19 protein-coding genes, 1 tRNA gene and 1 pseudogene are annotated in these 20,011 nt (G+C 44.5%); 14 read left to right on the top strand and 7 right to left on the bottom strand.

What is annotated here, in order from left to right:
• The 7 genes and pseudogenes from B3K42_RS13710 to B3K42_RS02365 all read right to left on the bottom strand — a co-directional run.
• Positions 1–140 (bottom strand): annotated as a pseudogene (locus B3K42_RS13710) (ABC transporter permease); the annotation flags it as partial.
• Positions 137–1,192: an ABC transporter permease gene (locus B3K42_RS02390; protein WP_292596564.1), complete on the bottom strand. Its 1,056-nt coding sequence runs from the start codon at positions 1,190–1,192 to the stop codon at positions 137–139. The pseudogene B3K42_RS13710 and the gene B3K42_RS02390, both read right to left, overlap by 4 nt.
• The gene (locus B3K42_RS02385; protein ID WP_292596562.1) at positions 1,189–2,781 is read right to left on the bottom strand and encodes an ABC transporter ATP-binding protein; all 1,593 of its coding nucleotides are present in this window, start codon (positions 2,779–2,781) and stop codon (positions 1,189–1,191) included. Before B3K42_RS02385 ends, B3K42_RS02390 begins: the two co-directional genes overlap by 4 nt.
• 89 nt (positions 2,782–2,870) lie before the next feature.
• Positions 2,871–3,893 (bottom strand): BMP family lipoprotein, encoded by a 1,023-nt coding sequence (locus B3K42_RS02380; protein WP_292596560.1) that lies wholly within the window; start codon positions 3,891–3,893, stop codon positions 2,871–2,873.
• On the bottom strand, positions 3,890–6,211 hold the full coding sequence (locus B3K42_RS02375; protein ID WP_292596558.1) for a hypothetical protein: 2,322 nt from the start codon (positions 6,209–6,211) through the stop codon (positions 3,890–3,892). The genes B3K42_RS02380 and B3K42_RS02375 overlap by 4 nt, the downstream gene beginning before the upstream one ends.
• An 18-nt stretch (positions 6,212–6,229) precedes the next feature.
• Positions 6,230–6,835 (bottom strand): uridine kinase, encoded by a 606-nt coding sequence (gene udk / locus B3K42_RS02370; RefSeq protein WP_292596556.1) that lies wholly within the window; start codon positions 6,833–6,835, stop codon positions 6,230–6,232.
• Positions 6,835–7,488, bottom strand: coding sequence for a redox-sensing transcriptional repressor Rex (locus tag B3K42_RS02365; protein WP_292596555.1), 654 nt, complete (start codon positions 7,486–7,488; stop codon positions 6,835–6,837). The genes udk and B3K42_RS02365 overlap by 1 nt, the downstream gene beginning before the upstream one ends.
• A 149-nt stretch (positions 7,489–7,637) precedes the next feature.
• Between B3K42_RS02365 and B3K42_RS02360 the strand changes: the two genes are divergently transcribed.
• From B3K42_RS02360 to B3K42_RS02295, 14 genes are all read left to right on the top strand, one after another.
• A complete protein-coding gene (locus B3K42_RS02360) occupies positions 7,638–7,973 on the top strand; it encodes a hypothetical protein (protein ID WP_292596553.1) in 336 nt (111 codons plus the stop codon).
• Positions 7,973–8,509, top strand: coding sequence for a DUF4416 family protein (locus B3K42_RS02355; RefSeq protein WP_292596573.1), 537 nt, complete (start codon positions 7,973–7,975; stop codon positions 8,507–8,509). Before B3K42_RS02360 ends, B3K42_RS02355 begins: the two co-directional genes overlap by 1 nt.
• Positions 8,506–9,807 (top strand): 30S ribosomal protein S12 methylthiotransferase RimO, encoded by a 1,302-nt coding sequence (gene rimO, locus B3K42_RS02350; protein ID WP_292596552.1) that lies wholly within the window; start codon positions 8,506–8,508, stop codon positions 9,805–9,807. The genes B3K42_RS02355 and rimO overlap by 4 nt, the downstream gene beginning before the upstream one ends.
• On the top strand, positions 9,794–10,333 hold the full coding sequence (gene pgsA, locus B3K42_RS02345) for a CDP-diacylglycerol--glycerol-3-phosphate 3-phosphatidyltransferase (RefSeq protein WP_292596551.1): 540 nt from the start codon (positions 9,794–9,796) through the stop codon (positions 10,331–10,333). Before rimO ends, pgsA begins: the two co-directional genes overlap by 14 nt.
• A 1-nt stretch (position 10,334) precedes the next feature.
• Positions 10,335–10,907 carry an RNA 2',3'-cyclic phosphodiesterase gene (gene thpR / locus B3K42_RS02340; RefSeq protein WP_292596549.1) on the top strand — a complete coding sequence of 191 codons (573 nt, stop codon included), beginning with the start codon at positions 10,335–10,337 and terminating at the stop codon, positions 10,905–10,907.
• The gene (recA, locus tag B3K42_RS02335) at positions 10,891–11,940 is read left to right on the top strand and encodes a recombinase RecA (protein ID WP_292596572.1); all 1,050 of its coding nucleotides are present in this window, start codon (positions 10,891–10,893) and stop codon (positions 11,938–11,940) included. Before thpR ends, recA begins: the two co-directional genes overlap by 17 nt.
• Positions 11,940–12,377 (top strand): regulatory protein RecX, encoded by a 438-nt coding sequence (locus B3K42_RS02330; RefSeq protein WP_292596547.1) that lies wholly within the window; start codon positions 11,940–11,942, stop codon positions 12,375–12,377. Before recA ends, B3K42_RS02330 begins: the two co-directional genes overlap by 1 nt.
• A gap of 54 nt (positions 12,378–12,431) precedes the next feature.
• Complete coding sequence (gene rny / locus B3K42_RS02325) at positions 12,432–13,967, top strand: ribonuclease Y (protein ID WP_414674488.1); 1,536 nt, start codon at positions 12,432–12,434, stop codon at positions 13,965–13,967.
• A 44-nt stretch (positions 13,968–14,011) separates the two neighbouring features.
• Positions 14,012–14,087, top strand: a tRNA-Thr gene (locus B3K42_RS02320).
• A gap of 42 nt (positions 14,088–14,129) precedes the next feature.
• Entirely contained in the window at positions 14,130–15,521 is a 1,392-nt protein-coding gene (gene tilS, locus B3K42_RS02315) for a tRNA lysidine(34) synthetase TilS (RefSeq protein ID WP_110989862.1), read from the top strand.
• Between the two features lie 4 nt (positions 15,522–15,525).
• Positions 15,526–17,427 carry an ATP-dependent zinc metalloprotease FtsH gene (gene ftsH, locus B3K42_RS02310; protein WP_110989863.1) on the top strand — a complete coding sequence of 634 codons (1,902 nt, stop codon included), beginning with the start codon at positions 15,526–15,528 and terminating at the stop codon, positions 17,425–17,427.
• Positions 17,428–17,440: 13 nt separating this feature from the next.
• Complete coding sequence (locus tag B3K42_RS02305) at positions 17,441–17,848, top strand: thioesterase family protein (protein ID WP_110989864.1); 408 nt, start codon at positions 17,441–17,443, stop codon at positions 17,846–17,848.
• A complete protein-coding gene (locus B3K42_RS02300) occupies positions 17,841–19,316 on the top strand; it encodes a B12-binding domain-containing radical SAM protein (protein WP_110989865.1) in 1,476 nt (491 codons plus the stop codon). The genes B3K42_RS02305 and B3K42_RS02300 overlap by 8 nt, the downstream gene beginning before the upstream one ends.
• Positions 19,288–20,007 (top strand): response regulator transcription factor, encoded by a 720-nt coding sequence (locus tag B3K42_RS02295; protein ID WP_110989866.1) that lies wholly within the window; start codon positions 19,288–19,290, stop codon positions 20,005–20,007. Before B3K42_RS02300 ends, B3K42_RS02295 begins: the two co-directional genes overlap by 29 nt.
• Positions 20,008–20,011 lie beyond the last annotated feature (4 nt).

Here is a 20,011-nt window from a genome sequence, read left to right as displayed (position 1 = left end):
AGAGCAATATTCGTAACTCCAGTGATTTCGCTGTATGTACCTCCGAGAGAGGCGAAAATCAAAGGAGTTGCGGAAAGCAGAGTCAATTTGTAGAACAAAGGGTTGACAAGTATAGCAAAGATCGCTTCGATCCAGCTCATATTGCAGTCACTCCTTTCTTCCGCCTCCAGGATAAGAGTGTAGATACGATCCTTTCAGCTGCAACAAGAAAGATTACTATCCCCTGGATTATTGAAACAATGTCGTTTGGTATCTGGGCTCTAATTTGCATCGCATTTGATCCAGTCCTAAGGGCAGCGATAAGTAGAGCGGCGAAAATTATACCGATAGGATTGTTTCTGCCGATCAGAGCTATTGTGATCCCATCGAATCCCCTTCCACCGGTCAGTTCGCCGACAAATCTGTGAGGCGGGACCCCAATAAGATCAACAATTCCTGCCATTCCGGCAAGAGCACCACTGATCGCCATGGTTAGAATTATACTCCTTCTTATGCTAATACCACCGTACTCTGCTGCATGAGGATTGAACCCAACGGCCTTTAGCTTGTATCCAGTCGTAGTCTTCTCTATCAAGATGTACATGATTATTGCCACAACGATGGCAATAAAAATCCCAATACTCAGTTCTGTAGCTTGAACCTTCAGTATCACTGGAAGCTTGGCCGCTTCTGCGATTTCAGGGCTCTTAGGAGTACCCGAGCCCACCGCAAGAGGTCCAGTTACCATAAAAGAGGCAATGTTTGCAGCAATCCAGTTGAGCATTATCGTCGAGATAACTTCGTGTGCGCCCGTGAATGCCTTAAGAAAGCCGGCTATGGACGCCCAAAAGGCACCCGCAAGCATTCCCACAAGTATTGAAAGAGGAATAGCGATTACCGAGGGCATTCCGCCAATATTCATAGCTACGATGGCGCCAATGAGCGCTCCCATTGTCATTTGGCCCTCTGCACCTATGTTGAAAACCCCGGCTCTGAAACCGAACCCGACTGCAAGGCCGGTTAGAATTAGAGGTGTCATCTTCATAATTGTATCCGCGACTGCTTCCTGACTGCCGAATGCACCGTCAAGCATTATGGAATAGGCCGTTATCGGATTTTTTCCGATCATTATGATAATAATGGAGGCGATCAGGAGAGCTATAATAACGGAGACAACAGGTACTAATAGTGCGTAAATTTTGCTTGTATTCATCCTTCATCACTCCGTTCCCTGACGACTTCGGCCTTTTTGTGACCGGCCATCATCAGTCCGATTTCTTCTCGATCGACTTCATCTGGAGTTACTTCCCCCATTATTTCGCCCTCATAGAAGACAAGTATTCTGTCGGAAAGGGAAAAGATTTCGTCCAGTTCCATTGAAATCAGGAGCATTGCAATACCCTTGTCACGCATTGAGATCAGAGTTGTGTGTATGAACTCGATGGCTCCTATATCCAGTCCTCTCGTCGGCTGAGAGACTACCACAACTTTCGGTTCTATAGGAACGACACTCAGTTCGCGCCCAACTACTACTTTTTGCTGATTCCCGCCTGAGAGGTTTCCGGCAAGCATGTTGATATTCTTTGGCCTGACATCGAAGGTATCCACAACTTCCCTGGAAAACTCCTTCACGGCTTTCAGGTTGATAAACCCCTCCTGAGAAAATGGTTCTTCGTCTTGTTTGCCAAGAATAAGGTTGTAAAATACGGGGTACTGAGTTACCATGCCTCGTTTGAGTCTGTTCTCCGGAATATGAGTCAAACCTGTCTCCCTAATCTCAAGTGCGGTTTGATTGGTAAGATCCTTGCCGTTGAGGAAGACATTGCCTTTTTCAACCTTCCTCAAACCAGTTATTGCCTCAATGAGCTCTGTTTGACCGTTGCCTGCAACACCGGCGATTCCTACGATTTCGCCTTGACGAACCGAAAAAGAGACTCCGTTAACAGTATATAGATTTCTGTTGTCTTTGACATGGAGGTCTCTTACCTCGAGTACAGTCTCGCCGGCCTGCTTCTCTTTCTTTTCCACTCGTAGAAGGACTTCCCTTCCGACCATCATGGTGGCGAGCTGTCTTGGGTTGGTATCTTTCGTATTCACTTGACCAGTAACTTTACCAAGTCTCATTACCGTTACTCTGTCGGTTATTGCCATTACTTCGTTCAGTTTGTGAGTAATGAAGATGATAGTCTTACCATTTTCTTTAAGTACGCGGAGTATCTTGAAAAGCTCTTCAGTTTCCTGGGGAGTGAGAACGGCTGTCGGTTCATCGAAAATCAGAATCTCAGCGCCTCTGTAGAGGATTTTCAGAATTTCAACTCTCTGCTGCATTCCAACTGGGATATCTTCGATATACGAATCTACGTCAACGGCCAATCCAAACTTTTTTGACAATTCCACAACGATTTTCCGTGATTTTCCGGTGTCCATGAAGAGTTTTATAGGACCGCGCTTCGGTTCCGAACCGAGGACTACATTTTCAGCTACAGTCTGATTGTCCACAAGCATGAAATGCTGATGAACCATACCAATGCCCATATCAATAGCGTCTTTTGGCTCATTGATTACAGTCCTCTTGCCATTTATAAAAATCTGTCCTTCGTCAGGAGTATACAGTCCATACAACTGATTCATAAGAGTCGACTTTCCCGCACCATTCTCGCCAACAAGTGCATGTATTTCACCCTGTCTGACTTGGAAATCAACATGATCATTAGCGACAACGGAAGGGAATGTCTTTACTATTCCCTTCATTGCAACTGCAATGCCGGAGAGATCGAGGTTTTCAACGTTGTTTTCTTTCATACGCTCACCTCCATCGTACATGATACGAAAGATCGGGAGAGTTTACTCTCCCGATCTTTGATATCACACGATTGTGTGAAGAGCTTCCATTACGGAAGGGTTATTTCTGGGACAACGAATGCATCCAGCTTTTCCTGTGTATCTGGAACAATAAATGCTCCAGACTTAAGAAGACCTCTTAGGAATTCAACTTCGGAAAGGATAACTGGTCCTACAACATCCTTAGTATAAGTCATAGGGCTGATTCCAACACCTTCGTCCTTAATACCGAGGGTCTTCGTGCCGGATTCGAAAGTACCGAGGGCAATGCTCATTACGGCCTGATAAGAAGCCATGTCGACTCTCTTTACTGAACTGGTAAGAACTCTTCCAGGAGCCATATAGTCCTGATCAACGTCAACTCCTACTGCAAAGAAGCCTTCGCCCTTTTCAGCAGCGGCTTCAATTACTCCGTTTCCACATGCACCTGCCGCGTGGAAGACAATGTCAGCTCCTTCTGCGAACTGGGCGAGAGCGAGATCCTTACCCTTCTTTGGATCGTTGAAGTCCATAGTGTATCCCTGAAGCATGCTTATGGTCTTTCCGTGAAGCTCTTCGTAAACCCTGATCCCGGCCTCATAGCCGTAGCGGAATCTTTCGACCGGAGGAATTGGGAGACCTCCAACGAACCCTACCATGTTTGTCTTAGTCATAGCGGCTACTACATAGCCTACTAGGAAAGCCCCTTCTTGTTCTTTGAATAGATATGTTGCCACGTTGTTTGGCATATTCTCGATCGGATCGATGTCGATACCGATGAAGTAGGTGTCTGGAAACTGAGGAGCAACCTTGTAAAGCGCATCGGCCATCATGAAACCGACTCCGAAAATGATGTCTGCTTCCTTTGCGGCGTTGGATAGATTCGGTATGTAGTCGGCCTGCTCTTTGGATTGAACTACTTCCCTTTCCAATCCAAGGAAATCAGAAGCCTTGACAATTCCTTCCCATGTTCCGTCGTTAAAAGACTTGTCTCCAAGTCCGCCGACGTCAGTAACCATGATTACCTTCATTGCCATTACTGGGAGGGCAATCATGAGAATCAGTGAGAACACCAGCAATAATCTTAGTTTCATTTACCAACACTCCCTTTCTTATGAGATAGTAAGATCCATAGAACTGATAAAACAATTATACCCGCAAAAACAATCAAAAACAAAACGTTTATTGAGGGGTTAATGGTCACTCTTAGGATTGGAGACCCGCCTTGAACAAAGAGATTCAAGCTGCTGATTCCTGGCAAAACCAAGAAGAAATAGACGACGATTACTGCCAGGTTAATGTAGGAGATTATTGGTCTCCTGACAACGAATAAGGTAATTGCAAGCAACAGGAGAGCGACTATGAGTGCAGCAAATTCACGAACTCTATAGACTTTAACAGGTACTGGAGAGGGATTGTTTTCGAGAAGGGGATCAATCTCTTCGTGATAGTCATTAAGAGCAATTGCCAGTTCGGGTTTAGATCCAAGCTCCGTTTCGAGCGAATTGGTGAAATCCTCCCTCATCTTCTGTCCAGCGTAAGTGACGATCCTTTCTGCTGTGGCGATCAGAGTTGATACCGAGGTTGAATAGCTCCTGCTATTTCTATTGCTATCCCTTATGAAGCTATCGATGTCCTTTGTGAGACCCTGAAGCTCGGAAATATAGGTGGTTTGATTCTCTATGGAGAAATACTCGCTGAAGGCAGGAGCCGCAACTCTAAGTCTTCCATTGCTATCGACGCTAAAACTCATTCCGGCAGCTGTGGAGAACGAATTCATCTTATTTGGAATTACCACTCTCAGAATTCTTTTGAGAGTGTTCAGCTCACTTGAAACAAGAGAGTTCAGATCTCTTGTCTGCAGCCTAATCATCGATTCCGGAGCTAGAAACACATCGTTCTTCAGAGTCGTATAATACACGGAGTCATAAAATCCCTCGAAGCTGTCCATAGCTATCTCTGGCTGCTCGTTAAGAAGATTGAGGAAGGGAAGTATCGAGATCAAGACAAGCAGGAGCAACTTCAGGACAAGAATCCTGCTTCTTTTCCTTTTGTTGAGCAGAGAGGAGACAGTTAGTACAAATATAAAGGTAAAGGCTGGAAGCGCGACTATTGAGTGAAGCGAGAGGTCAAAGATTCCGGCAGCGATGTTGCCTATGAAAAATATATAAAGCGTTTCAAGAAGTATTATTAAGCCGACCAGATACTTCTTGATGGAAGGCAGAACTGTGAATGCCAGTATTACTAACAAAGCATACACAATTACCCTTAGCCACCAGAGATCGATGCTCTTTTCTACACTCAGAACCAGATTGGCAGAGAGTTCGTTCCTTATTCCACCCATTATATTTGCCTGTATTGGAACTATCTTCCTTACTTCGTCTGCGATATCGCTTTCGATTAGACCTACGGGAGTGAATTGCTTCATCGAAAGAAGCTGAGCTCCCATCTCGATCTTTTCAATTACCTGTGTCCTGACTTCAGGATTCTGCTCGAGCGAGTCGATGAGAACTTGATACTTGGAGTCCACGGGTTCAATATCCAGCTGAAATCCAGCAATTTCCTTTTCTCTCACAGCGATCGACTCGGGGAAAAAAGGCGCATATTCAATCAGACCCATGGATCTTAGAAGCCACAGCCGAAAAAGCTCTCTTCCGGCAGACATCATTTCGGCGTCGCCAATTTGAGAGAGATCCATGGCTGTTTGTATTGCCAATCTGCTGATTTCTTCTTCAACAAGAGTACTCACACTGTACTCTTTCGAACTAATCTTGGCTACAGTCTCGTTAAGCGCATCGATTATTCTGTTGTCGGAAAGACTTAGTATTTCCCGCTCCCACTCAACTGGAGCGTCAACTTTCAAATTGAAAGAGGAGAATGAGTTAGATATCTTTAGCACATCAGGAAATGCTCCAGGTTTCTCCTTCATTAGACCCAAAGAATAGGCAATCCACTCCTTGTAGACAACCTCGGCCATACTGCGCACTCTTGAGGAGTAAGAATTGAAGACTTCGAGGTAGGCGGGCATTTCATTAAGCGAGTATGTCTCAAACGCCTTTCCCGAAATGTCCGAAAGAACCCACGCTAGAAAAGCGCTGTAAGCAATTCTGTCGTCGCTATCACGGAAGTCCTCTTCACCGAATGCATCAAGATGCTTTGTGAGGAGTCCTGCGATTGTTGTCGAACTCTCTTTTTTCTCAATACTACCTACCATTTGAAGCTTGTACAATCTGTAAACCGACAGATAATCGAGGTCTTCAATAAGTTTGACGACTTTCGGTAGCTGTGGCTCTTGCTGGCTGTAGTCATCTACATAAGTCTTAAAGTCCTCGACAATCAGTTTCTGGCTAAAGGGAAAGGAAAGAACAGCGATTGCCAGAAAGACAATGACCGAGAGCATACTCTTTGGCACTTCACACCTCCAGCCCGATCACTTGTTCAACATGTTTTCAATAGCGTTTATTATTACGTTGAGCCCAGTAGTGTTAGCGGCTCCGTCAGGTAAAACTATATCACAAAAGTATTTCTGCGGTTCTATGAAGCTCTCAAAGGAAGGGGCAACAAACTTCCTGTACTGTTCAATTATGCTATCCACAGACCTTCCTCTCTCCTTGGTATCGCGCTCTATTCTCCTAATCAGCCTTTCATCGGCAGGAGCATCTATGTAGATAGAAAAATCAAAGAGATCTCTCATCTCTTTTTTGAACATAACGAGGAGCCCTTCAACAATAACCAGAGGTTTTGGTTTGAACTCTCTACATATTCCTTCTTCCCGTCGGTAAGTAACCATACTATAGACTGGAACCATAATGCTTTTGTTCCCTTTAGTTGATTTCAGGTGCTGTTCAAAGAGTTCGAAATCAAATGCTCTTGGTGAGTCGAAATTGAACTCTCTTGGATCTGTCCCGGGATCGAGGTTCTTGTAGTAATCATCCATCGAGAGTATTGCAGCTCTATCTTTGAAGTGGTTGTAGATGACGTTGGTGACCGAAGTCTTGCCTGAACCACTGCCACCGATTATCGAAACAAGTACCATTACCGTATTCTTCCCCTTTTTGAAGATCCAAAAGTCATGTTGAAGGCCAGCGACCTGAAAGAGACAGATATATCGATCTCTTCATTTCTTACTTCTGGAGGCAATGAGAGTCTCACTGGAGCGAAATTGACTATTCCCTTTATTCTGGCCTCGATCAGCAGCTCAGCAGTGCTTTGCGCAGCATTTGCGGGGACGGTTATGACACCAATCTCAATATTTCTTTCTCTGACAATATCCTTTAGCAATGAAGTAGATTCGATTACAAGATCATTTGGCATGGGAATTCCTATCTTATTAGGGTTGTTGTCAAACAGAGCCCTTGTGATGAAACCTGAGCTGGAAAGGCCCGGATAGTTGGCCAAAGCCATTCCCAGGTTACCCATTCCAACGATGCAAGTATTCCATTTCTTCCTGATTCCAAGTATCTCGCTTATACTGTCAAGCAGAAGCTCGGTGCCATAACCTACGCCTCTCTTTCCGAATTCTCCGAAATATGACAGGTCTTTCCTGACCTGGCTGGCTTTGATTCCAAGTCTTTCCGCAAGGTCCTTTGAAGAGACGTTAGGCACACCAGAGATCACCAAATTCTCCAGACATCTGTGGTATACGGCAAGCCTTTTGATAGTAGGTTTGGGGATCCTCCTGCTGTCCATTGTTAATCAACCTCCCGGCCGGTTTCTTCCCGAAAATTATAACACGGGGAGGCATTAACTACCTTTGATCGAGTCACTCAAAAAATGTCATACATCAACGTGCTATAATTACTCTTGGAATGTTCATAATATAGACTGGAGCAGTTTTTATGGGAAAGAGAGTTGCATTGAATAGTCAATTTGCGTCGGTAATACTGCTGATTTTGTCTCTCTTCCTTTTCGTAGAAACTCTCTTTATTTGTAGGTATGTAAAAGAGGCGCAGTCTACCGAATTTGAAGTTGGTTTTTTTGATATCACTAGCCGATTGAGAGTGCTTTTTAATGATGAAGGATATGTGCTTCAACCCGGAGAAAACCTGGTACTGAAGATAAAACGAAACGATAGACTTTTCGTTGAACAAGAGCTGCCCGGAAGGTACTCAATAATGGGTGGCGGAAAGATTGTCAACGTGAGTATTCCACTGGCGGAAGTGAGTGTAAGGTGATGGGGAGTTATAGAAAGACAGAAATGGTGAATCTCGTTGTCTTTGTGTTCGGTTCATACATAGATTACAGGCTTCAGGAAATTCAGCCAGTTCTTGAGAGGAAGTTTGGACCGGCAGATTATATATCGAGGTCTCTGGACTTCGACAAGTACACATCTTACTATAACGATGAAATGGGATACAATCTCAAAGGCAAGCTGATCTCCTTCAAGAGGCTGGTTCATCCTCAGCAACTTTCATTGATAAAGAAGATTACCAATGGGATCGAAGAAGACTTCAGACTTGAAGGGAAGCGAAAAGTTAATCTTGATCCTGGTTATGTCCACCATGCGCAGTTCGTTCTTGCTTCCACAAAGCACTGGGCAAATCGAATCTATTTGTGGGACGGCATCTCTGCAGAAATTACTCTCATGTTTGTCAACGGTTCTTTCACACCGCTTCCATATACGTATCCTAACTACAGGGATAGAGAGTACATCGAAGAATTGATGAGAATAAGAGAGTTGTATCTCCTGAAGCGAAAGGAAAGACTATGAAATTTGGAGTCCTTTCACTTGGATGCTCTAAGAATATGGCCGATATGGATAATTTCATGGGCATTATGACAGGCAGGGGTCACGAGATAGTAAATGATGCCTTGATTGCTGACTTACTTGTCATCGATACTTGCGGATTTGTCGACGATGCGAAAAGGGAAAGCCTCGAAGAGATCTTCAAATCCCTTTCTTTCAAAGCAAAGAATCCGGGTCTCAAAATACTTGCTGTGGGTTGTCTTGTTCAAAGGTATTTTGAAGAGTTGAAGTCTGAGATCATTGAGATCGACGGTTTGATAGGGGTTACAAGCCCAATGACTCTTGCGGATTTGATTGAGAGGGGAGAGTTCTTCTATCTCAGAGAACCCGAGGTAGTCTATGATTATTCCAACAGAGTGGCAGGGAAGTATTCTGCATACGTGAAGATAGGAGACGGGTGCAATCGAGATTGCGCCTTCTGTTCAATCCCCAATTTCAAAGGCAAGTCGGTGAGTCGTGCTTCGGAAAGTGTGGTCAAGGAGACGCTTTCTCTTGTGAAAAAGGGTGTTAAGGAGGTAGTCTTGGTATCTCAAGACTCCACACAATACGGCAGAGATTTGAATGAGGGAATTGATCTTAAAGGACTTCTGAGGAAACTGAATGATCTCGAAGGTGATTTCTGGATACGCCTTCTGTACCTTCATCCCGATCATGTTGATGACGCTTTGGTGGATACTATCATCTCGTTGCCGAAAGTAGTAGATTACTTTGATGTACCTGTTCAGAGTGGTTCGGATAAAATACTAAAGAGAATGGGAAGATCTAAGAATTCTGTCGAGCTTCTTGAGATGCTTCTGGGTATACGGCAGAAGGCTCCTCACGCCACTTTGAGAACTACCGTCATGGTTGGATTTCCCGGTGAAAGCGAAGCCACTTTCGATGAGACTCTAGACTTTGTGAGAACCGTAGAATTCGATAGACTTGGAGGCTTTGTTTATTCCAGGGAAGAAGGAACAAAAGCGTTTGATCAGAAGCAGACGGTCGGAAAGGATTGTGCGAAACAAATGCTCGAAACATTACTGGAAGAACAGGATACCATTTCCGCTGAACGGCTTTCGCACTTCAAAGGAAAGGTAATGACTGTATTGCTTGAGGAAAGCGGTGCCAGCTATACTTTGGGAAGAGCTTACAATAGTGCTCCTGAAGTTGACGGAGTGGTCGTATTGAAGGGCCATAATGAGGAAGGAGTTTTCTTGAAGGCTAGAATTACGGAAACTTATGAACATGATATGGAAGGTGTTGTGCTAGATGAACTTGCCTAACACTCTAACGCTGTCCAGAATGGTTCTAACCTTGCCTGCTCTTGTACTCCTAATGACAGGGAACACAGTTGGTTACTATTTTTCATTTGTTGTCTTTTTGATTGCTTCTCTGACTGATTTTTTCGATGGTAGGATTGCCAGAAAACGTGGATTGGTTACTGATTTGGGAAAATTTCTCGACCAGATATCTGATAAGATTCTGGTCACTTCGATATTTCTGGGCTTCATGGCTCTTTCGAGAGTCAGTCTATGGTTCCTCTTTATACTTGTTACTAGAGATACGCTGGTTTCGGGAATCAGGATGGTCGCATCGAGCAAGGGAAAGGTGATCGCCGCCGACACTTTTGGAAAGATCAAGACGGTCTCTCAAATGACTCTTTTGATTTTGCTTTACTCCAGTTTGCTCTGGGGTATTCCTCCGAAAGGATTGATGTTGTGGCTAGAGATAGTAATTGCGGTAATCACGGCAATAAGCGGCGCCAACTACCTGCATAAGAATCTTGATATTTTCTGGGAGGGGAAGTGAAGTGCGTTCGTTTATTGCAGTAGATACAGGGGAGAAAGTTCCGGCGATGATAGATGGTATTTCGGAAAGGCTTAGGAGGATGGGATTTAAAGCTTCTTGGGTGCCGGGCACAAACGCACATCTAACACTAGCCTTTCTTGACAATATTGAACCGGAGAGGCTTTCTTTGATAGCATCAATGCTATCGCGCAGGTTAAGGGGTTTCCCTTCGTTTACTCTTGAAACTGGAAGGATAGGTTATTTCAAACATAAGGAGTTGCCAAAGGTGATCTGGGTGGCAATAGAGCGGAATCAGAGTCTCTTGAACCTTCAAAGAGAAACTAAAGTTGTTTTGGAGGCGATGAACCTACCGGTTGACGGCAATTTCAGACCGCATTTGACCGTTGGAAGAATGAAGTTCAGCCCGCCTATGTGGCGCAAATTTCTAAGCACTATTGAAGATGAGCGAATGATCTTTCCCGTAGGAGAGGTAACGGTATTCGAATCTATTCTCTCCAGGGAAGGAGCAAAGTACAGGAAGGTCTTCACATGCAGCTTTGAAGGAGGACTGATTGAACATGCTGTCGAAGGATAAGAAGAACGCACTTGAAAGAGCGATAAAAGATATCGAAAAGCAGTTTGGAAAGGGTTCGGTTATGTTGATGGGAGAAAAGGAAGACCGGAAAAACATTGAGGTAATCTCGACTGGGTCACTTGCAGTTGACATCGCACTCACGGTGGGAGGATATCCTAGAGGCAGAGTTGTAGAGGTCTACGGAGCGGAATCAAGCGGAAAAACAACAATAGCCTTACATGCCATTGCAGAAGTTCAGAAACGTGGCGGAATAGCTGCATTCATTGATGCAGAACATGCCCTTGATATTCATTACGCTCAGAATCTTGGCGTGGACGTTGACAATCTTCTGATTTCTCAACCCGACTACGGGGAACAGGCCCTTGATATTGTAGATGGTCTCATAAGATCAAATGCCGTAGACCTCATTGTAGTAGATTCGGTTGCCGCGCTGGTGCCTCGAACTGAAATAGAGGGTGCTATGGGTGAGTTGCAAGTAGGTTTGCAAGCTCGTTTGATGTCGCAGGCATTGAGGAAGATTTCGGGAAATGTGAGCAAGTCAAAATGCATAGTGATATTCATCAATCAAACGAGAATGAAAATCGGGGTAGTTTATGGTAACCCAGAAACTACTACCGGAGGTGTCGCCCTTAAGTTTTATGCTTCGGTCAGGCTAGAAGTCAGAAGAGGCAGTGCGATAAGAGAAGGAAATACAGTTTTGGGGAATGAAACAACCATTAAAGTTGTCAAGAACAAAGTTGCTCCCCCTTTCCGCGAAGCGAAGGTAGACATAATCTACGGACAGGGGATAGAACATGCGAATGAGCTTTTCAATCTTGCGGTCTCAGAAAACATGATAGAAAGAAAGGGTGCATGGTACGCATACATTACTGCCGATGGTAATGAAGTGAGCCTTGGCCAGGGAAAGGCCAACGGAGTGGAGTTCATGAAGGAGAATCCCGAGTTAATGCTGGAAATGGAAAACAGACTGAGAACGAAATTCAATCTGCCGCTCCTGGAAGTGAAGAAAGAGGAGAAGGACGAGGATAGCTGATGCTTTCCGATCCGTTGAAAGATGCTCTGAGATATTTGAGATACAGGTTGAGATCAAGAAAGGAAATCCAGGTTCATCTCCTCAAGAAGGGGTATTCTGAAAAAGAGATCGAAGAGGTCATTGAAAAATTGGAAGAGCAGAACATCCTTAACGACAGGGTCTTTGCCAGATTTTATATCAGTGATGGGTTGAGTGTTTACTATAAGGGACCTTTCAGACTGAAACAAGAACTTCTGAAGCTTGGAGTTTCGGAAGAGCTTATTGATGATTCGATGGAAAAAGAATTAGAAAATTGTGACTTGAAAGAGGTTGCAAAAAAGGCGGCAGGTAACACAGAACATGCTGATCCTGATAAGATTAGAAGAAAACTCTACAGAAAGGGTTTTTCGTCTTCGATAATCGACGAAATTATCGATGAGATCAAACAGAAATCATGAAGGGAGGGAGCTGGTTTCCTCGAAGGTTAGTTAAAGGACCAGCGACGAGAAACTATGATGCTATTGATTGGTATAATAGCCGGCCTGGCGGCAGGGATAGCGCTGGCTTATTTTATACTTACCCCCTTGGCCATAAAGAAGGCAAAGGAGGACCTGGAGCTTCAGCTAAAATCTGCAAAGCAAGATTCTGAATCGATCATCAAAAGGGCCCAGGAAGAGGCCGATCATATGAAGAAGAAGGCTCTAATCGAAGGCCGTGAAGAGCTTCACAGACTTCGCGAAGAGCAGGAGAAAGATTTCAAGAGAGATCGTGAAGAATTGAAGCAGTGGGAAGATAGGATTTCCAGAAGAGAAGACAACATCGACAAAAAGGAAGAAGCTATCGAGAAGACGCGTCAGCTACTCGATTCAGAAAGAGTTCGCGTTGAAGAAATGAAGGAAGAGGCGGAGAAAAAGCTATTCAGCCTGGCCAATCTTTCTATGGAAGAAGCCAGGGAGATTGTCCTGAATAGAGCTGAAGAGATCTATGAGCACGATCTTGCTCAGAGATTGAAGGAAATGAAGGATCATTTCGATGAAGAAGGAAATCGATATGCAAAATGGGTCATCGTGAACTCTGTGCAGCGTTACGCGGCAGACTATACAGGCGATGTGACTGTAAGCGCAGTAAGTCTTCCTTCCGATGAAATGAAGGGAAGAATTATCGGAAGAGAGGGAAGAAACATCAGGGCCTTCGAAAAGCTTACTGGTTCTGATCTTGTGATCGATGATACACCAGAGGTAGTCGTTGTATCTTGTTTCAATCCTCTTAGGAGAGCGATAGCGAAAATGACTCTAGATAAACTCGTTGAAGACGGAAGAATCCATCCGGCAAGAATCGAAGAGATGTACGAGAAGTCGAAGAAAGAAGTCTATAGCGAGATTAAGGAAGCAGGCCAGGAGGCCCTGATGAAAGTAGGGATTCCCTCTATGCATCCAGAGCTTGTCAAATTACTTGGGAGGCTGAAGTTCAGAACCAGTTACGGGCAGAACGTGTTGCAACACTCTGTTGAGGTGGCTCATCTGGCAGCTCTAATGGCTTCGGAACTGGGTTTGAATATTGACAAGGTGAAGAGGGGGGCGATTCTTCACGATATAGGTAAGGCGATCGACCACGAAGTTGAGGGATCACACGCAATTATTGGTGGTGAAATAGCAAAAAGATACGGCGAAAAGGCTCATGTAATTAATATGATACAGTACCATCATGGTGAAACCGAGGCGCTAACCCCTGAGGCTGTCCTCGTAGCTGCGGCGGACGCAGTCTCCGCTTCAAGGCCCGGAGCAAGAAGAGAATCTCTCGACATGTATATAAAGAGATTGGAAAACCTCGAAAACATTGCGACCGGATTCAAGCACATAGAAAAGGCCTACGCAATTCAAGCGGGGAGGGAGATTCGCGTGATTGTTGAACCTGAGAAGGTCGACGATCTTCTGGCTGAGAAGATGGCTGTCGATATTGCTAAGAAGATAGAAGAGGAACTTGAGTACCCTGGTGTCATCAAGGTAACTGTCATAAGAGAGAGAAGAAGCGTCTCTTATGCTTCCTGACGGATTGACATGTGAAAAGCAGTAATATAGAATTGAAGTCAGGTGCCAACGTAGCTCAACCGGTAGAGCGGCTCATTCGTAATGAGCAGGTTGGGGGTTCAAGTCCCTTCGTTGGCTCCAGATGCGCCCTTAGTGGGCGCATTATTATTGGTGGTGAAAGAAATGGATCAATTTGAGTTTGAAGTCCTAAATTTCATAGAGAAATGGCACTTAATCAAAAGGGATCAGAAGATACTGGTTGCTGTCTCGGGCGGGAAAGACTCGATGGCACTCCTAAATATCCTGATTAATCTGAAAACAGAGTTGGGGATAGAGCTTTTCGTAGCTAATCTAGATCATGGCCTTCGAAAAAAAGGTCCTGCTGAAGAGGCGAGGATGATTGAAGATTTTTGTCAAGAGAGATCTGTGCCTTTCTTCCACGAGAAACGTGATGTAAGGGATTTCATGAAGAAAAAACGCGGCCTATCTATTGAGTCGGCTGCGAGAGAGGTTAGATACGGTTTTTTAAGAGATGTGAAATCTGCGGTCGAAGCCGACCTGATAGCTATAGGTCATAATCGTGACGATCTAGTTGAGAATATTCTGCTGAGGTTAGCGAGGGGAACGGGTATGAAAGGCGTCATAGGACTGCGCCCATTCAGTGGTGATTTGATCAGACCTTTGCTGTTCAGCGACATGCAACGTATTATAGATTATGTTACAATTAACAGGGTAACATTCATGGAGGATCAAAGCAACTCTGAGGATGATTTTGAGCGCAATTACGTTCGTTTACGAGTCATCCCCGATTTGAAAAAGATGAATCCGGCCCTCAATGAAGCCATATGGCGGTTCTTTGAAAACATTTACGACGGATATGAACTCATCCATGCGAAGGTTGAAGTGATTCTCAACCAGTTTGAACTTGTAGACGATGTGCATTTCATAGAAAGTTCGAAGCTTATTAGCGTCGAAAAAGCCGTTGTTCTCGAGATGGCAAGAGAAATAGTTGCAGACTTGAGTTCCGACAGTTATCCGCCTTCTCGAGAACGTGTCATAGCTTTTTACAATCTTCTTATCTCTACCAAAGGAAGATGGACTATAGAGTTTAGGAAGGATGTGAAGGCTTCGAGAATTGGAAAGTATGTCTTCTTCCATGTGGGGGAACTGGTAATGCGTGGGTTGGAGGAAAAAGCCATTGAGTTTTTGCCTTTTGCCTGTTCGTATGAAAAATGGCAGATTACGCTGGAGCAACTTTCGAAGGAGCCGAGAGAGGAATTTAAGAAACTGGACGGAGCTTTTTACAGTGTATGTTCCGCTAACAGGGTCGTGTTACCGATGAGGTTGAGAACACTGAATGAGGGAGATACAGTCATTCCGTTCGGAATGAAGAGAAAGAAGAAAGCGGTTGATGTGCTTTCAGAGAAAGGTTTGAAGGGCTTCTCAAGTAAGATTCTGGTTCTTGAAAACGCTTCTGGAGAGATCCTTTGGATTCCAGGTGTTATCACGAGCGAGCTTTGTAGAGTTGGCCCCTCCAGTCTTGATATTGTGGCTTTTTGCCTTGAAAGGAGGTAGTTTTGTGGATCAGAAGCCCAGGATTGGAATGATCTTGTTTTACGTTGTTTTGGGCATTTTTCTGCTGATTGCTCTCAGGGGCCTATATCCTTCTGAGACAAGTGTTGTAGTTCCTTACACGAAGTTCCTAGATGACTTCAATAACATTATAGATATAGCTATTTATGACAACGGGAAGGTCATGTACATAACCGGAGATAATCCGAGAAGATCTCTTGAGACTTATGTCCCTTCTCAGACTCTTGTAACCCAGACGTTCCAGAATCACATAGACCGTCTAGCTGAAAGGGGAGTAAACATAACATTCGAACGAGGTAGTGACTCTCTCTTCTGGGTCAACCTGCTAGGTACTATAATTCCTTTGGGGATAATTATTTTCATCTGGTTCTTCCTTATGAGATCAATGTCAGGAAGAAACTCTCAGGCTTTCACCTTCACTAAGAGCCCTGCGAAGAAATACGTCGGCACAGACAAAAAAGTGACCTTCAAAGATGTCGCGGGAGTGGAAGAAGCACAGCAAGAACTGGCTGATATAGTGAGCTATCTGAAGGATCCGACTATTTTTGCAGATACAGGTGCAAGAATGCCGAAAGGACTGTTGCTTATCGGTCCTCCTGGAACTGGAAAGACGCTGCTTGCAAGGGCAGTTGCGGGCGAAGCAGGCGTTCCCTTTTTCTTCATAAGCGGTTCGGATTTTGTGGAGCTTTTTGTTGGAGTTGGAGCTGCAAGAGTTAGAGATCTGTTCACCCAGGCTAAGTCCGCGGCACCTGCTATTCTCTTTATCGATGAAATCGATGCCGTAGGAAGGCATAGAGGAGCCGGACTTGGTGGCGGCCACGACGAGAGGGAGCAAACACTGAATCAGATCCTTGTCGAAATGGACGGGTTTGATGCAAAGACTGATGTAATAGTAATCGCTGCAACAAATAGACCCGATATTCTTGACAAGGCTTTGTTAAGACCCGGAAGATTTGACAAGAAAATCTCCGTGGATCCGCCTGATTTGAAGGGAAGATCGGAGATTCTCAAAATTCACATGCGTGGAAAACCAATAGATCCCGAAGTAGATGTACAGCTTTTGGGCAGGAGGACGCCTGGATTTGTAGGAGCTGATCTTGAGAATCTGATTAACGAGGCAGCGATTCTATCGGCCAGAAAGAAGAAAAAGATGATAGGAATGACTGAACTCGAAGAAGCTATCGACAGAGTTCTCGCAGGTCCGGCGAAAAGGTCAAGAATAATAAGTGATAGAGAGAAAAAGATACTTGCCTATCATGAGCTTGGTCACGCTGTGGTTGGATTGATACTTCCAAAGGCATTTCCAGTCCACAAGGTGACGATTATTCCTCGTGGGACTTCAACGCTGGGCTTCACGGAGAGCCTTCCTTTGGAGGACAGGTACCTTATTACAAAGTCTGAACTCCTGGATAACATGGCTCAAGCACTGGGAGGCAGAGCCGCCGAGGATCTTGTATTTGGTGAAATAACGACTGGAGCTGCAAGTGATCTTGAAAGGGCAAGTGCCATGGCAAGAAGCATGGTCACCCAATTCGGAATGAGTGAGAGATTGGGACCAATTGCCTGGGGCAAGGAAGAAGAGGAGGTTTTTCTTGGAAGAGAACTAACCAGAATGAAGAATTACTCTGAGGAGATTGCCAGCGAAATCGATTCTGAGGTAAAGTCAATAGTTCTTACTTGTTATGAAAAGGCGAAGAGAGTTCTCTCCGATCACAGGAAAAAACTCGATGAAGCAGCTGATTTCCTTCTCCAGAAGGAGACTATCTCCGGTAGAGAACTTGCAGAGATTCTGGGGCTGAAAGCCGGCAACTATTATAAAGATGACCTTGAAGCGGTAGATATTGCACCTGGAGCAAATGCGGAAGAAACTGAGATCACCAAAAAATAGGGGTGGTTGCGGAATGCTAGATTTCGAGCAGTTGAAGTCTTTGATAGGCAAGGAACACACCGATACAGTGACTCTAACCGATGTATCGTTGAGATGGTCAGAGCGCTACGACTTCGAACTGCTGAACCTCCTCTCAACAAGCGGCCTTATGAAGATTGTTCATAATTGCGGTCACAAGATGATAGCCGACTTTGAATCAGAGTCACTTGTCTCGGTTGTATCTGAGAGTTTTATTAGGCATCATTCTCCTCTACTGATGGATGAGGAGCTGGTAATACATATAAAGATTGAATCCGTTTCTGACAATGCCGAGGTCCGATTTTCGGGGTCGGTAGACCAACTTGGTTCGGAAGCAGGTTTTTTTGAGTTCTCGCGGAAATTCATCTCTGCTGACTCTCTCAGGAGAGTGTTTGGTGCGTAGACCGAGAGACAAAAGAAGCTGGGACGAGTACGAATTAGTTTCTAATCTAAGATCTAAAGAACGATTTATTCAAGATATGGAGAGTTTCGGGGATGTGAGAGTAGCACTCATTTATCCAAACTCTTATGAAGTGGGAAGCGCAAGTTTGTCAACGCATGTGTTGTTAAAGAAGTTCAATGAAGTAGGCAGTGTGAGAGCGGAAAGATTTTTTTACAGTAGAGGTTTTTCAAAGTATTATTCTTTTGATTCACTTACGCCCCTCGATGAATTCAGGATATGGTCTTTTTCGGTGCATTATGAACTTGATTTGCTAAACGTCTTTGACATTCTTAATAGGTTCTCCATTCCCCTCAAGAAAGAGGAAAGGAACAGTTTTCACCCAGTCGTCGTTATTGGCGGAGCTATGACTTACTTCAGTAACGCCCTACTCGCCGAAGTTGGAGATGTTGTCCACAAAGGTGATTTGAGCGAAGAGTTCCTCAATTGTCTCTCTTCTGTTGACCATCGAATGAGCAGAGAAGAGACTGTCGCTACTTTGACTACAAAACGAGTGGAACCGGCCTTCTCCAATTCTCTTGGAGAAAGTGTCTTCATTAGTCCAAATTCTGTGTTTGGAGATCGTTACCTAATCGAAATCGGCAGAGGGTGCTACAGAAAGTGCAAGTTCTGTGTAGCAGGACACAGATTCGGTAGGCCAAGGTTTAGAGGATTGAAGGATACCATTGAGCTCATGGATTCCGTTTCTCCAATAACGAAGAGATTTGGCCTTGTGGCAGCGACGGTTACAGACTATCCGAATATTGAGGAAGTAGCCGAACACTGCATAGAAAAAGGTTATGAGCTGTCCGTTTCTTCACTCAGGCTGGATTCTCTTTCAAGCACTCTACTGAAGGCGCTTAGACTCTCTAAACAGAGCTCATTTACAATTGCCCCTGAAGGAGGTAGTCAGAGAATGAGGGATGCTTTTGCAAAGGGGATAAGCGACAGAGATATTCTGAAGGCACTTGAACTTGGAAGGGAGAACGGTTTCCGGAGGGTGAAGATGTACTACATTTTTGGTGCAGCATTTGAAGACCCTGAAGACAGGCGGGAGATAGTGAAAACAGCCAAAAAGGCTCTAGGCATGGGATATGCAAATGTTATTTTGAGTCTCAATCCTTTGATTCCGAAACCGGGAACTCCATTTGAAGGGATGCCAATGGAGCCAATAGGAAATCTTAGAAAGTATGAAAGGAAGATTAGATCGGAATTGGTATTAGAGGGAATAAAAATTGATTTCGAGAGCCTTAGAGAGTCGCAACTTCAATTTGCCCTCGCCAATATCGATAAAGAAAGATCTGGAGAATTACTTGGATACGTAGAACGTGGAGTTGATCCAACACCTATTCTGAACAAATATGCAGAGGAAGTGAATTCGAAACGGAAGGAGTGGAATAAGCATGGCAAAGAAGAGTATTCTGGTCGTTGACGATGAGCCTTCGATCGTGGAACTCCTTACTTTCAATCTTAAAAAGGAGGGCTACGATGTACTTAAAGCCTATGATGCCGAAGAAGCATTGAAGATCGCCGAAGATAACGAAACAGACATGTTTATCGTCGATATTATGCTTCCTGGAATGGATGGATTCGAACTCGTCAGAAATCTAAGAGCTACTGAAAAGTTCAGACAGACACCTGTAATATTTTTGAGTGCTAAGAGTGAAGAATTCGACAAGGTGTTGGGGCTTGAGCTTGGGGCAGATGATTACATCACTAAACCATTTAGTGTAAGAGAAGTGTTAGCCAGAATTAGAGCAGTCTTTAGAAGAATTCAGCAGAGCGCTCAGGCAAAAGAGGAAAGGCCAAAGAAGATACTTGCCAGGGATTTTGAGATCGATACCGAGAAGTATGAAGTGAGAGTCAGGAACAGAATGGTCAGTCTCACTCCCTTGGAATTCGAGCTTCTGAGGTTCTTAGCCGAAAACGAGGGAAAAGTATTCAGTCGGGATGTTCTTCTCGACAAGCTCTGGGGATACGATTACTACGGCGACACCAGGACTGTTGACGTACATATAAGAAGATTGAGAACGAAGATCGAAGAAGACGCTTCTAATCCGAAGTATATTATTACTGTTAGGGGCAAAGGTTACAAGTTTAGGGATCCCGGAAAGGAAGACTGATTCG

This window comes from Mesotoga sp. UBA6090 (genome assembly GCF_002435945.1).
GTDB lineage: Bacteria > Thermotogota > Thermotogae > Petrotogales > Kosmotogaceae > Mesotoga.
This window is presented reverse-complemented; position numbering and strand designations above follow the sequence as displayed.